The organism is Paenibacillus sp. AK002, from assembly GCF_053903045.1.
On sequence record NZ_CP096377.1, the window covers coordinates 3,868,828 to 3,881,101 of the forward strand.

General features: G+C 46.6%; 12 protein-coding genes and 1 pseudogene. 5 read left to right on the top strand and 8 right to left on the bottom strand.

The window, feature by feature from the left end:
• Positions 1–70: 70 nt before the first annotated feature.
• Positions 71–1,033 (top strand): helix-turn-helix transcriptional regulator, encoded by a 963-nt coding sequence (locus M1D70_RS16980; protein ID WP_456287413.1) that lies wholly within the window; start codon positions 71–73, stop codon positions 1,031–1,033.
• A gap of 4 nt (positions 1,034–1,037) precedes the next feature.
• Here M1D70_RS16980 and M1D70_RS16985 read toward each other — a convergent pair whose 3' ends face one another.
• Positions 1,038–1,661 (bottom strand): flavin reductase family protein, encoded by a 624-nt coding sequence (locus M1D70_RS16985; protein WP_456287414.1) that lies wholly within the window; start codon positions 1,659–1,661, stop codon positions 1,038–1,040.
• 308 nt (positions 1,662–1,969) lie between these two features.
• On the opposite strand from M1D70_RS16985, the gene M1D70_RS16990 reads away from it, so the two are divergent.
• Together M1D70_RS16990 and M1D70_RS16995 are read left to right on the top strand one after the other, a co-directional pair.
• Positions 1,970–2,713 carry an EcsC family protein gene (locus tag M1D70_RS16990; RefSeq protein ID WP_456287415.1) on the top strand — a complete coding sequence of 248 codons (744 nt, stop codon included), beginning with the start codon at positions 1,970–1,972 and terminating at the stop codon, positions 2,711–2,713.
• Positions 2,714–3,016: 303 nt separating this feature from the next.
• Positions 3,017–4,367: pseudogene (locus tag M1D70_RS16995) on the top strand (glycoside hydrolase family 64 protein).
• Positions 4,368–4,470: 103 nt separating this feature from the next.
• Here the strand turns inward: M1D70_RS16995 and M1D70_RS17000 are convergent.
• A complete protein-coding gene (locus M1D70_RS17000; protein ID WP_009592550.1) occupies positions 4,471–4,875 on the bottom strand; it encodes a nuclear transport factor 2 family protein in 405 nt (134 codons plus the stop codon).
• Positions 4,876–4,961: 86 nt separating this feature from the next.
• Entirely contained in the window at positions 4,962–5,429 is a 468-nt protein-coding gene (locus M1D70_RS17005; RefSeq protein ID WP_009592499.1) for a DinB family protein, read from the bottom strand.
• Between the two features lie 198 nt (positions 5,430–5,627).
• On the opposite strand from M1D70_RS17005, the gene M1D70_RS17010 reads away from it, so the two are divergent.
• On the top strand, positions 5,628–6,530 hold the full coding sequence (locus M1D70_RS17010; RefSeq protein ID WP_456287416.1) for a LysR family transcriptional regulator: 903 nt from the start codon (positions 5,628–5,630) through the stop codon (positions 6,528–6,530).
• 137 nt (positions 6,531–6,667) lie between these two features.
• On the opposite strand, the gene M1D70_RS17015 is transcribed toward M1D70_RS17010, so the two are convergent.
• Together M1D70_RS17015 and M1D70_RS17020 are read right to left on the bottom strand one after the other, a co-directional pair.
• Positions 6,668–7,063 carry a VOC family protein gene (locus tag M1D70_RS17015; RefSeq protein WP_036672347.1) on the bottom strand — a complete coding sequence of 132 codons (396 nt, stop codon included), beginning with the start codon at positions 7,061–7,063 and terminating at the stop codon, positions 6,668–6,670.
• Positions 7,064–7,177: 114 nt separating this feature from the next.
• Entirely contained in the window at positions 7,178–8,542 is a 1,365-nt protein-coding gene (locus M1D70_RS17020) for an aminotransferase-like domain-containing protein (RefSeq protein WP_456287417.1), read from the bottom strand.
• Between the two features lie 179 nt (positions 8,543–8,721).
• On the opposite strand from M1D70_RS17020, the gene blaOXA reads away from it, so the two are divergent.
• Positions 8,722–9,531, top strand: a complete 810-nt coding sequence (blaOXA, locus tag M1D70_RS17025; protein ID WP_456287418.1) for a class D beta-lactamase — start codon at positions 8,722–8,724, stop codon at positions 9,529–9,531.
• A 176-nt stretch (positions 9,532–9,707) separates the two neighbouring features.
• Here the strand turns inward: blaOXA and phaZ are convergent, their stop codons facing one another.
• Genes phaZ through M1D70_RS17040 form a run of 3 tightly spaced genes read right to left on the bottom strand, consistent with a single transcriptional unit; the run spans position 9,708 to position 12,222 of the window.
• The gene (gene phaZ, locus M1D70_RS17030; RefSeq protein WP_456287419.1) at positions 9,708–10,586 is read right to left on the bottom strand and encodes an intracellular short-chain-length polyhydroxyalkanoate depolymerase; all 879 of its coding nucleotides are present in this window, start codon (positions 10,584–10,586) and stop codon (positions 9,708–9,710) included.
• 15 nt (positions 10,587–10,601) lie between these two features.
• Complete coding sequence (locus M1D70_RS17035) at positions 10,602–11,300, bottom strand: ABC transporter permease (RefSeq protein ID WP_456287420.1); 699 nt, start codon at positions 11,298–11,300, stop codon at positions 10,602–10,604.
• Between the two features lie 7 nt (positions 11,301–11,307).
• Positions 11,308–12,222 carry an ABC transporter ATP-binding protein gene (locus M1D70_RS17040; protein ID WP_456290455.1) on the bottom strand — a complete coding sequence of 305 codons (915 nt, stop codon included), beginning with the start codon at positions 12,220–12,222 and terminating at the stop codon, positions 11,308–11,310.
• Between the last annotated feature and the right edge of the window lie 52 nt (positions 12,223–12,274).

Consider the following 12,274-nt stretch of genomic DNA (forward strand, 5'->3'; position numbering starts at 1 on the left):
GTCTTTTCACTTGATAGGTTTATAATAACCTTAAATCATGTCAAAAAATGATACTGTTTAGGAGAGTCCGATGAAAAAAGTTGAGCGGATTAATACCATCATGCGGTATATCAACAACCGCGCCCACTTTACCATTTCTGAAATTATGCGCGAATTTAACATTTCTCGCTCGACGGCGATTCGAGATATTCGAGAAATCGAAGCCATGGGGATGCCGCTTGTCGCTGAAGTTGGCAGGGATGGGGGTTATTTTGTCATGAACAACTCCGTCCTGCCCACGGTCCGCTTTACCGACACTGAAATCAAAGCCTTGTTTATCGCCTTTATGGCCACTCGAAATCAACAGCTCCCTTATCTAAAGAGTCGCCATTCTTTGGCTGAAAAATTACTCGGCCTCATCTCGGAGAACCAGCAAGACGATCTTGTTCTACTAAATCAAATATTGCTGTTTGAAGGAACCAATCCTCATAATCCCGACTTGCTTGATCTGTCCGACCTGCCCCATCCGATGTTAGAAAAACTCATCCAACTCCTTCTGCTGGACAACTATTTATTGGTTTCCGTCCAGGAAGAGAAGGAAATAAAGTCTTATCCCATTTATCTCCTGCACCTTTATCGTGAAAAAAGCTTATGGTTAATTGAAGGCTTTGACTTAGCGGAAGAAAAGAGACGGATTATTCCTGTCGACAATCTCTCTGACATAAAACGATTCCATACGAAAAAAAGGGTTGGCAAGAAAAAGATCTTAGAGCAGCTGAGTAAGCAGGAAGAGTTCATCAACCTTGTCCTTGATCTTGGTCCAAAGGCGATAGCCCAGTTCAAAAAGTACCATCCCGTAAAGTTTTCCATTGCATATACGAATCCTTACCAAACCACAGCCGTTCTTAAGGCTTTTATCGATGTGAACAAGGTGGAAGAATTGACCGAAATCACAAATTGGCTGCTATTTCTAGGTGGGGATATCAAGGTTAGGGAGATACCTGAACAAGTCGTAGAAGGTTTGAAAGAAAGATTCAGCTTATACTGTCCATAAACAACTATTTTACGGGATCCGGTCCGAATACCGGCGCCAATTTTGATGCAGACAATTGCTCGCTCAGACCGAAATATTCGCAGAAATTCATAATCATCGGATTCCATTTCGCAGGATCAATATAATTGGGGTTACCAGTCACAAGAAGTTCTTCTTCGATATGGATTTTTTCAATTCGAACTTCTATGGCAACCAGCGAGCTTGGTTCTTCAAATGCATGGAGCTTCACAAGCTTGGCTTCCAGCTGCACAGGGCATTCTTTGACGCGCGGAGCCTGAACGATTAGGGATGGAAGTGGTGTTAAGCCAGCGACTCCGAATTTATCCGCCTCATGCCTGTAGCCCCTTTTTGCTTTAGAATCAGGGACTGGGTTGCTCCCCGTCAACAGCGTCAGCCGATCCACAGCAGGAATCAAGTCAACCGACGGAAGACTAAGTACGCACTCCCGTTCACGGATCAAATTTTGAACCGTCTTCGATTTTCTGCTCATACCCAGCATACACGATTGGTTGAGCCACCAGGCTGACGACATCGGAGACAGGTTGGACGTACCGTCTTCGTTCATTGTGCTGATGAGCACAACCGAAGTCCCGAAGTAAAGGATTTTGGGTTCAATTACTTTATGCATAACAGATTCACTCTCCTCGATAATAAGCTTCTAGGGTAATGTATCACAAATTTAGAGATGTTCTGGGGAATATCGAGTAAGAGCACAAGATACTGAAATTATGGATACACCGCAGATACGAATGCAAAACTTCTGACTTAAAAACCGCTTTAACAACCATTTATAAGTTATTAGAAAGCTGTGAACATGACTTGTACCCTTAATCCGATACTGGACTTTAGTCGAGGTCTGTTACCTGCCGTGGTCTGTTCCGAATCGCGGAGATATTCGTTACAATATAGCGAAGACGTTTAGAGGAGCGATTGATCATGAATTACGAGCATAAAGTACAGAGGGAGATAGCCGACTGGGAACGCCAGATGTTCAAACCGCCGGGTTGGCTGGAAAAAACATCGAAAACCATTGGCAGCCGGATTAATCATTGGATTCCCCCGAAGGTGCACACCATCATCACGACCACCATACGATCGATCGTGCGTACGGCACTGTTCGGTGCGGAATATACGCCTAGCCGGTCGGTCCAGCGTACTCTGGAACTGGAAGCTGCCGATCAAGAAGCGAAAGAGTTGTTTGCTCTGTACCAAAAAATCGCGGTTGCCGAAGGAGCGGGTACCGGAGCCGGCGGCATCATGTTCAGCATGGTAGACTTTCCGGCTTTAATCGCGATCAAAATGAAATTTTTGTTCGAGCTGGCGCATGTTTACGGTTATGACACCAAACACTTCTCCGAGCGGGTATTCATCCTCAAGGTATTTCAAATGACGTTTTCGGGGCCCGAAAACCGTGCCAGACTGCTCGATTCCGTCAAGCGTTGGCATATTGAAAAGGAACAATGGCGCTCCGATACCGAATATGCCCGGAATATGGACTGGGAAACCTTTCAGATCGAGTATCGAGATGCCATGGATTTCCGGAAAATGCTGCAGATGGTGCCCGGGATCGGCGCTTTCGCAGGCGCATGGGCGAATTACACCATACTTGAGGAGCTGCGCCAATTCGCCATGAACGCTTACCGCGTGCGCAGATTGCACGATTTCGAGGGATTGGGTTAACCCTATCCTATACATCTTAGAAACATGAACGAAGCATACCAAAAAGCAGCTCATCCATAGGATAAGCTGCTTTTTGGTATGTTTCCATTGTCATTACCACGCGCATATTTCCATTTCCGAAATGGCGAACCCCATCCCGAAATTCCGCTACTACTAAATTTTGGAAAACGGAATTATAATCTTTTTGTCATCGCATGGATTGACACTTACAGTCAGCCAACTATCAGCCAAAATAAAGGAGGGATGCCGTTTCAGTCCCAATTGCGAAGTTGTTTTAATCCTAAGTTCAAAGGAGGAATTTTGATGATGCAGAAGGGAATGCGTTACCTGTTGGTTCTGTCGCTGCTGCTGACCAGTTGGTCCGTTTTCGGTACGAGAGCCGAAGCTGCGGACTATACACAGGGCGTTGAATTATCCGGCGGCGCAGCCACCGTATGGTTCAAATCCGCCGTCAACACTAGCTGGGTCGATGTCCATTATCGAGTGAACGGCGGCGAACAGCAAAATTTCAGAATGTCTTACCATGCCGGAAAATCCCGATATGAGCAGGCCATCACAGGCATTGCCGCCGGCCACGTGATTACGTATTCGTTTACTTACAATAACGGGATCCCTGCCTATGACACCGGTGTATTTTCTCACACTGCCGGTTCCACGCCGCCTCCCTCTTCTTCCGGCTCCATATATGACATTCTTCCATCCACTATCCCCATGCCGCCAAACGGTGCCGTCTCGGTCAAGATCTTGAACGGGACCCATGGCGCTTATACCGACCAGCAAATATACTGGGGCGTTCTCGGCATCAATCCCGTCAACAACCAGTGGAGCTATTTGGACCTTAACGGCAATCTGATCCCGATCTCCAGCGCCTTGAATGATGCGCCAGGACATTTAACCAAGAACGGCATCAACTACGCCAACATTTATCATAAGGTCAGCGATGCTTCTTGGGTCACATTGCCCCAGATCACATCGGGCCGAATGTTCCTTAGCGTCGGCACTCCTCTGTACTTGAAGACCTTTAACGATGGATTCGCCGGCCCCGATCTGAACAATCCGACCGACCCAAACCGCGATATTTATTTTGATTTCGTTGAATTCACGATTGACGCCGCCGGCTACCACGGCAATACGACACGCGTCGGATGGATTCGGGTTCCCCCTTCAGCATCGTCTGGTCAATAAATCCGGCTCCTTCGACCAGACTGTAGGCGAGCTGGAATCCGAAACCCGAAACGGTATCTTCGCCAAATTCCAGGCGGAAGTTCCTGCCGCCTTCATATCGTTGGCCACGATTCAAGCACCGTATCGCATTGTCGCGCCGATTCACGGTTCTTTTGCCCAGGGTGGCGCGAATGGCAACTATTTCGGCGGGTACGCTCCATACAGCACGCAGGATATTTTCCGGTGCGACGGCGCTTTAACGGATGCGGCAACTTGTGCCGCCATTCAACGTCATGTATACACGGCCAACGACTGGAATGACGTTTCGAATTACTATCAAGCCGCCCCGGCCAATTATTACGCAAAATTCTGGCACGACCACAGCATTAACCGCTTGGCCTACGGTTTTCCGTATGACGATGTCAACGGCCAGGCCGCTTACCTTGAAGTTGGCGACCCGAAAGGCCTGATCATCCGTATCGGGTGGTAAATCTCCCATGATACCTGAGTGACTGATATTGCAAATTGTCTACTCGCTTTATTTATCATCTTTAGCCCAAAAAAGCCGCGATTTTGGCGGCTTTTCATGCGTTTTAGGGGGCCTCATAGTTTTTTAACGGCATACCTACATACTCGCGGAAGGAGGCGATCCGCTCTCCCTCGAACTCGAATACGATGGCAAGCTCATTACTAAAAGACCGGCCATTCAACAAACCTTCTGAGCGAAATACCACCATCCCGTGATCCGCATTCTCAATCAAGACGAGCGGAATCAGCTGCATCTGAAATACGGAGCGCTCGAACCTGACCAATTCCTCGAACCGCTCTTTGCCTTGCTGCTTGTGATCCCACCCATCTAGCGGGAGCGGAACAAAGAAATGAAAACCATCTGTAACCTTATCAAGAAAATCCGCTGTATGCCCTGTTTCTAATGCCTGCTTAAAAGCTTCAAAACTTTCAGTTGTTCGGGTTGATACGGATTCTACAGATTTTTTCATGTAGGCTTCCTCCTTATGGTTTAAATGACAGCTCCATTCATGGAGCTGTCGATCATTCGCCTTTGTTTACGCTTTCCAAGCTTTGATTAGCGCGTCTGAACCTTTAGCTGGCTTGATATCGTTCCGAGGTGAATGGCTTCGTGAAGCAGCGCGAAGTTGAACAGCTCCCCAGCCGTACTGAATTGGAACGGTCCCATGACGTACGGAGTTGAAAGCTTCTCGTCCAGCATATCCGAATTCAGCACAGATAGGCGTGAAAGCTGAGCTGTTAACATCTCGACCAGCTCTTTTTTCGATGGAGGAGCCACCTTCCATTCCGAGGGCTTGGTCCCGGAGTTAAACAGTAAAGCATACGAGTCCGGTATGGCTGATGGGGAACCAAAGCTCAGGGTAGTATACGTATCCATCCAATAAATGATATGGCCGACATTCCAACGGATGGTGTTGTTAAATCCTGAAGTTTGTATGTCGAACCGCTCCTCCGGTATAGCCTGCACCTGCTGCAGCACCACTTGACGTCCAATCTTCGCCGTATTGATTATCGCTTCGGACATGTTCATTTCCTCCTTTGTCATAAAAAACGTTTGTTATGCTCCCAAGTATAGGTCGCACGGAACGTTACATCAATGCAGTGGACATTACCGGAACGTTAAGTATAAGTTAACGATAATGAATTGACAGATCAGGAAGATAACGCCACAATATTCGTGAAACATCCATTCAAGGATGCAAGGGAAGGCAAGGTGTGCAGGATGGAGTTAAAACAACTGCAATATTTTATGGCTATATGCGAAGAGCTTCACTTCTCGAGAGCAGCAGAAAAAATGGGAGTCAGTGCTCCCAACGTAAGCCAACAGATCAGGAGATTGGAAGAGGAATTAGGGGTTCTGTTGTTTGATCGCGTGGGAAAAACCATTATTCTTACGGACGCTGGAGCTATTCTTCATGAACATGCTGCCGCCGTGTTCGGGCATCTGCAGCAAGCGGGCGATGCCATTGCCGATCTGAAGCAGATGCAAGGTGGATCGCTATCGATTGGGGTCTTGCCCGGTGACGCGGATCTCATGTTTAATGCCTTGCTGCTGGATTTCCATCAGACCTATCCCACCATCTCGCTGTCCCTTCTGGAAACCATGAAGGTAACGGAACAAGTTTTGGACCGAAGCATCGATATCGGCGTAACCATCGGACCCGTTATCGATGAACGTCTCACTTCAATTCCCCTGTTTCACGAGGAATTCTCATTGGCTGTGCATAGGGACGATCCTCTTGCCGGGGAGAACTTCATCCCCTTGAACAGGCTGCGCTCCATGAATATGGTCATGTTTCCACCCGATCATCAATGCCGCAAGCTGATCGACCGCTTCTGCATGGACAACGGCTTTGCAGTGCAGCCTCATATGGTGACAACAACATTATCCTCCCTCCTCCAGATGGTACAGAGCGGAGTTGGCGCGTGCGTTCTGCCGCGACTTTTACTGGATAATCTTCGGAATACAGAAATCAAAGTCGTGCATCTAAGGAATCCTACGCCTTCTCAGGACATTTGTCTGATCTACCGCAGCGACAGATTTATGGGATATGCCATGCGCACATTCATCAAAAATTTGAGGGCTTACATCGAGGCAGCCATCCGTCATTCGAAGTCTTCATAGATAGGGATCTTTCCGTTTTCAGTTGTTCATATGCTGGATAAGAAATCAAAAAGCCTGAGTTATCAGGCTTTTCTTAACGAATAAATACAGCATTTTTGTGTCAAATGCTGCCCCTAAAATTAAACTCACTAACTTTTTCAAATTATTTGCTGAGCAATCTCCCATACATGCCCTGCCGGATCTGTGAAGGCAGCGGTTCGGACACCCCATGGCCGATCCATTGGACCGTTAAGCAGGGTAACGCCGCGTGTTTTCAATTCGCTGCATACTGCATCTACATCATCCAACCGGATAGTAAACTGGAACCGAGATCCGGATTCTCGGCTCGCGACTGTTCCAGGATGGATCAGACCGTGGGCTTCGGAGATATTCAGGAGGTTAATGCTCATATTTCCGAAATTGAACACCGCAGAAACATCGTCCTCATAAACAGCGGAAAAACCAAAGACTTCTTGATAGAACACCTTCACATTGTGCAAATCCTCCACAAACAATGTAATTACATCAACATTCAACGACCCTAAAGACCTCATACATACACCCCTTCACACTCAAATCAACTCATATTCATCATAATAGAATTAAGGAATTGATATTTCTTTTTATTTGCTATGTCATTCCTATGAATATCTCATTGTTTCTTCATATCATATAAATTTCACTTGCGGCATTTTGTTAAGTTGCTCTTTTATAACGCGAGCTATGGTTTGGACTCCGATTACGATGTGCTCCTCCTCTACCTGCGAAACGCTTAAGCGAATCACCGAATCCTGGGCAAACTCGGGAAGATACATTTTTCGGGCATCGTCTACGTATACGTTTTCCTTCTTCAAATCCTCAATCAACATCCCGGCCTTAAGCAGACCAGGTAACCGGATCGTTGAATAGAATCCCGATTGAGAAACCGAATATGCGGCGCTTGACGGCAGCTTCTCTTGATAAGCCTTTTGCAATAAGGCCGCTTTCCTGCTGTAGACGGATCTCATGCGCTGGATATGAGCCTTGAACATGCCGCTCTTCAAGTAAATTTCCAAAGCCCCTTGCATAAGGACCGGGGTATGGAGATCGGTAGCGAATTTGGCGCTAAGGAATGATTCACGCAGGAAGTTCGGAATAACAGCAAGCCCCAATCTTAAGCCGGGCAGCATTACTTTGGAAAAGCTTTTGATATATATGACCCTTCCGGATGGATCGTAAGCAAACATCGGATCCTGGTTCTTGTCAGGATCGAGATCGCCTAGATAATCGTCCTCGATAATGTAAACGTCGTATTTTTGGGCCAGCTCCACGATTTTTCGTCGTTCCTTATTGGAATAGCTGCAGCCTGTCGGGTTATGAAACCTGGTCACGGTGTAGAAACATTTAATGTCGTTGCATTTGAACAGATGCTCCAGCCGTTCCATGTCGATTCCTCTCTCCGTTATTTCGATTCCGTAAGTCGTGGCCTGCTGAACCTTGATCGACTCGATCATACTGACATGAGTAGGCTGTTCTACGCAGATATTTTTTTTGCCATTAGGAAAGGGAAGCGAAATCAATAGATGAATCGCTTGCTGTGACCCGGATACCACGCAGATTCGGTCAGGAACCGTAAACACTTGCAGTTCTCGCAGATGCCGGGCCAGCTCCTCTCTTAACGAAGGCAGCCCTTGGATCTCCGAATAGGTAAACATCTCCTCTTTATAACCTTCGATAGCTTGATTGATGCAGTGCTGAAAGTCCCGGTAAGGCATGGCATTCTTGTCGGGGCCAGCTGACAGAAAATCTATGACTCCCGTGTTAGCTGAACCTGAATGTCCGAAAGGCACCCGCTCTACAACATAGTAACCGCTTTTCGAGACGGAATAGATTTTATGTTTTTTTTCCAATTCTGAATATGCTTTGATGATGGTATTCACACTGCAGTCGAACTGCTTGGCTAACGCCCGTATGGATGGCAGCCTCTTCCCGGGTTTCAACCCTCCATTATCGATTTGCTGCTCGATGCTCTTCATGACCTCGGCATAGATCATATGGCCTCCTCTTCCTCTCCTCAATCTGTATAGGTACAAACGTTAAATAATCAGATTTACTTGCGGCACCTGTAACCATAGACTAATAGTATCAAAATGCATTTGATATGGGGAATTTGTTCTGTTCGATGGCCATCGAGACCATTCCCGAAATAAGATGTTCTAGGAGTGATGCAGCCATGTTACAGATGAATAAGAAAAACCGCCTATCCGCTTTTATCTTTATATTTCTTGCAGTCGTTTGCTTGTTCGCATACTCGCCAAGTGCCGATGCAAAGCCAAGCTCCCATGGGCTTGAACTGGAACAAATCTTCCGGAAGTCCCACGCGACACTGGTCCTCAAGAATTTGAAGACCGATCAAGTATACACATTCAATTCTGAAAGAAGTAAACAGCGGTTTACTCCGGAATCCAGCTTTAAAGTGGCAAATGCCCTCATCGGTTTGGAAGTCAAGTCTGTTGCTGACGAATACGAAGTCAAAAGATGGGACGGTATCGTAAGAGAGTTTCCGGTTTGGAATCGGGATCACTCACTCGCTTCGGCTATGAGGGAATCAGCGATTTGGTATTACCAGGCGATGGCTCGCGATATCGGCCAAGAGCTGATGCAGAAATACGTGAATCGAATCCATTATGGTAATCGCGACATAACCGGAGGCATCGATACATTCTGGCTGAACAGCAGTTTGAAGATCTCTGCCGTAGAACAAGCGGAATTTATCGAAAAGCTCGTTGAAGAGAATTTGCCCTTTCAGAAGAAAACGATGAAAACGGTCAAGCGGATGATGATCGACGATGAACAGGATGAATATACAATTCATGGAAAAACCGGTTCGAGGCTGTCCGATATGGGGCTTGGCTGGTATGTCGGATATATCGAAACGGAGAAAGAGACCTGGGTGTTCGCAACGAATGCAGCCGGCAGCGGTACATTCGCAAAGCAATTAACGCTGACAACATTGGAGAAGATGAAGATCTTGAATAATTAATAAAGAATTTGCGTCACATCTGATTGATTACCTTACAACTTTAGAGATACAGAATAAAGATTGGAGATTCATGCCACCGGACATAATATGGTAATAGGGTCCTGACGAATAGATCGTCAGGACCCTGTATTTGTTTTAAGATTTCGAGCAGTATGACAAGATCATTGCTCAGCCTTCTATGGCTGAGCAATGAATGCTTGGACGGCAGCGGCCAATCCATGTAAATCATCGATTAGCGGGGAGTGCCCTGCATCCAAGGATACATACTGAACTGGCTTTCCATGACTTGCAAAGTCTTCTTTGATTTCTTCCGTCATCTGCTGCGTGGTAATCAAATCCTTAACGCCCCAAATGACGAGGACCGGACATTGAATACGCTCCAACTCTCCTGTTCCATCCGCGAGTCCGTTGGATACGGAACTGATATTGAATCGGTTTGCGGCATCGGCAGCATCCACCATGTTACGCTGCTTCATGCAGGCATCGATGTACTTCACACGGGTGGCAGCATCAGACTCACGTTCATGAAACAAAAGGTAGTCCATCGCCTGAGCAAAGTAAGCCCGGTCCTGCCTCTGATTTGCTTGAAACGTCATGGCAAGTCCTGGGTCCTTGACTATTTCCTCTTTAGTCTTCAGACGATCTCCATCGGAATTCACGGCTGCATATCCTCTAGTCGAGATAGAGGCAAGCAGAATCAACTTTCTTACGCGATCTGGATAATCTGCCGCAAACTGCATGGCGATGCCTCCACCATTCGACCAGCCCATAACCATAACATGGCGCAGACCAAGCTGTTCTACGAATTGATGCAGATCCGAGGAAAAGTCTTTCATGTCACCAATGGGATTCTGATAGCTGGACTCGCCGTAACCACGCAAGTCTACAGCGATGAAGCGTTGGGTCATATCGGCATGCGTCAACAAGGGTTCCCACAGCTCCGAAGAAGCCATATTCCCGTGAATCAACAGCATGCAGGGTTCCGTACCTGTTCTTTCTCTATAACTCAGCGTTTCTCCATTAGGTAACAAAGCAGTTTTCACTTCAAGTGTCATGATGCCATCCCCTCCTTACAAATCCCCTAGTTTATTCACGAATTTAACCGATAAAATGACGCTTGCCACACCCAATACGCTGAAAATGGCATATAAAAAGTCAGGATGCAGCGTAATCCGCAGCAATCCGAGAAAATTAGGGAACTGCATCAGGAAGACGGCGCAAATGACCGTAGGGATGACAGCTCTTTTCCATATCCCGAACCAAAATAGCGGAATCAATGAGGCAAGCGCGACAACGATGGAGTGTAAGGTCATTCGGATCGCATAATTCGCCAGGTCAGTTGCCGTCGGCGTTCCCGGGATGACATCCATCACTTGGTTGAGCGCATAAGTCGTAACACCGCCAAGTACGAAGGACACCAGCGTACCGAAGAAAACCGCCAACACAATGAACAGCACCTTGGCCATCACGAGCCTTTTTCGGCTGAGCGGATATCCGTATGAAAGAGCCATCGTCTTATTCTTATATTCTTCAATGAATACATGATTGATCAGGGACGCTCCGAACAATATAAACCCCATCTGAATGGGTATCATCAGTTCCAGAGCGGCAGCATAACTTTCTCCAAAACGAATCATCGGCATATCGGCAAAAACGACCTTGAGAAAAAATACCGGCAAGAACATAAGAATGATCCAATACGTAATCGCTTCACCGATCACTTTCTTACGATCCAGCTTCTTCCATTCCAGCTCGATTAATTTCAACATATTGGATTCATTCCTTTCCCTGAATTTGATGATAGAAATAGTCTTCCAATGTACTGTTATATTTTTGGATCTCCTCGATTTCAATTTCATGCGCAATCAGCAGTTTGGTAATTTGACTGGTCGATACGTCCTTATCATAGACTCGGATTCGCTGATCTTGTACGATTTTGATATTGGATATACGAAGCTCATGCTCAAGTAAAAAGGCGGCTTTCTGCACATTCGAGGTCATAAGTTCAATATAATCGGTACGCTGCTTTCGAATATCGGACAACGTGACTTCGTCGACCAATTGACCGCGTTGAATGACGCCGATCCTATCGGCAACCTGCTCAATTTCCCCTAAGATATGGCTGGACAGGACAAATGTAATCCCATATTCCTGGTTCAGTGTTCGGATCAAATCCCTCATGTTTTTAATGCCGATCGGATCCAGTCCGTTCGTGGGTTCATCCAGCACGATCAATTCCGGCTTGGTGATGGCGGCCCTGGCGATGCCAAGACGCTGCTTCATGCCGAGCGAGAAATCCTTCACTTTTTTATCTTCGATTCCTTCCAATTGGACCAGGTCCAGGGCTTGATGTATAGCTCTCTTATCATAATAGCCCAAGTATTCGCAATGAATTTGGAGATTCTCCATGGCCGTCATGTGCTCGAAGAATATCGGGTATTCAATAATGCTCCCGACCCGCTTGAGGCCTTCTTTGGAGGTTTCTGAAAAATTCTTGCCAAACAGCATGATCGCGCCGGAGGTCGGAAGAATGAGTCCCGTCAGCATTTTCATGATGGTTGTTTTACCCGCGCCGTTTGGACCCAGCAAGCCATAAATCTCATCCTTTCTCACATTGAGATTGACACGCGATACAATGGACATCCCTTTTATGGTTTTGCTCAGATCCGAAGTTTGAATAACGTAATTCACGAAGACCACCACCGTGTTCACAATTTGATTTCCTTTGTTATCTTTATCATAG

What these genes read in the sequence shown, in the direction of transcription:
- M1D70_RS16990 (WP_456287415.1), top strand. Translation starts at nt 1,970, where the DNA reads ATGAATTACGAGCATAAAGTACAGAGGGAGATAGCCGACTGGGAACGC.
- phaZ (WP_456287419.1), bottom strand. Translation starts at nt 10,586, where the DNA reads ATGACACTTGAAGTGAAAACTGCTTTGTTACCTAATGGAGAAACGCTG.
- M1D70_RS17005 (WP_009592499.1), bottom strand. Translation starts at nt 5,429, where the DNA reads ATGTCCGAAGCGATAATCAATACGGCGAAGATTGGACGTCAAGTGGTG.
- M1D70_RS16985 (WP_456287414.1), bottom strand. Translation starts at nt 1,661, where the DNA reads ATGCATAAAGTAATTGAACCCAAAATCCTTTACTTCGGGACTTCGGTT.
- M1D70_RS17035 (WP_456287420.1), bottom strand. Translation starts at nt 11,300, where the DNA reads ATGTTGAAATTAATCGAGCTGGAATGGAAGAAGCTGGATCGTAAGAAA.
- M1D70_RS17015 (WP_036672347.1), bottom strand. Translation starts at nt 7,063, where the DNA reads ATGAGGTCTTTAGGGTCGTTGAATGTTGATGTAATTACATTGTTTGTG.
- blaOXA (WP_456287418.1), top strand. Translation starts at nt 8,722, where the DNA reads ATGTTACAGATGAATAAGAAAAACCGCCTATCCGCTTTTATCTTTATA.
- M1D70_RS17010 (WP_456287416.1), top strand. Translation starts at nt 5,628, where the DNA reads ATGGAGTTAAAACAACTGCAATATTTTATGGCTATATGCGAAGAGCTT.
- M1D70_RS17000 (WP_009592550.1), bottom strand. Translation starts at nt 4,875, where the DNA reads ATGAAAAAATCTGTAGAATCCGTATCAACCCGAACAACTGAAAGTTTT.
- M1D70_RS16980 (WP_456287413.1), top strand. Translation starts at nt 71, where the DNA reads ATGAAAAAAGTTGAGCGGATTAATACCATCATGCGGTATATCAACAAC.
- M1D70_RS17020 (WP_456287417.1), bottom strand. Translation starts at nt 8,542, where the DNA reads ATGATCTATGCCGAGGTCATGAAGAGCATCGAGCAGCAAATCGATAAT.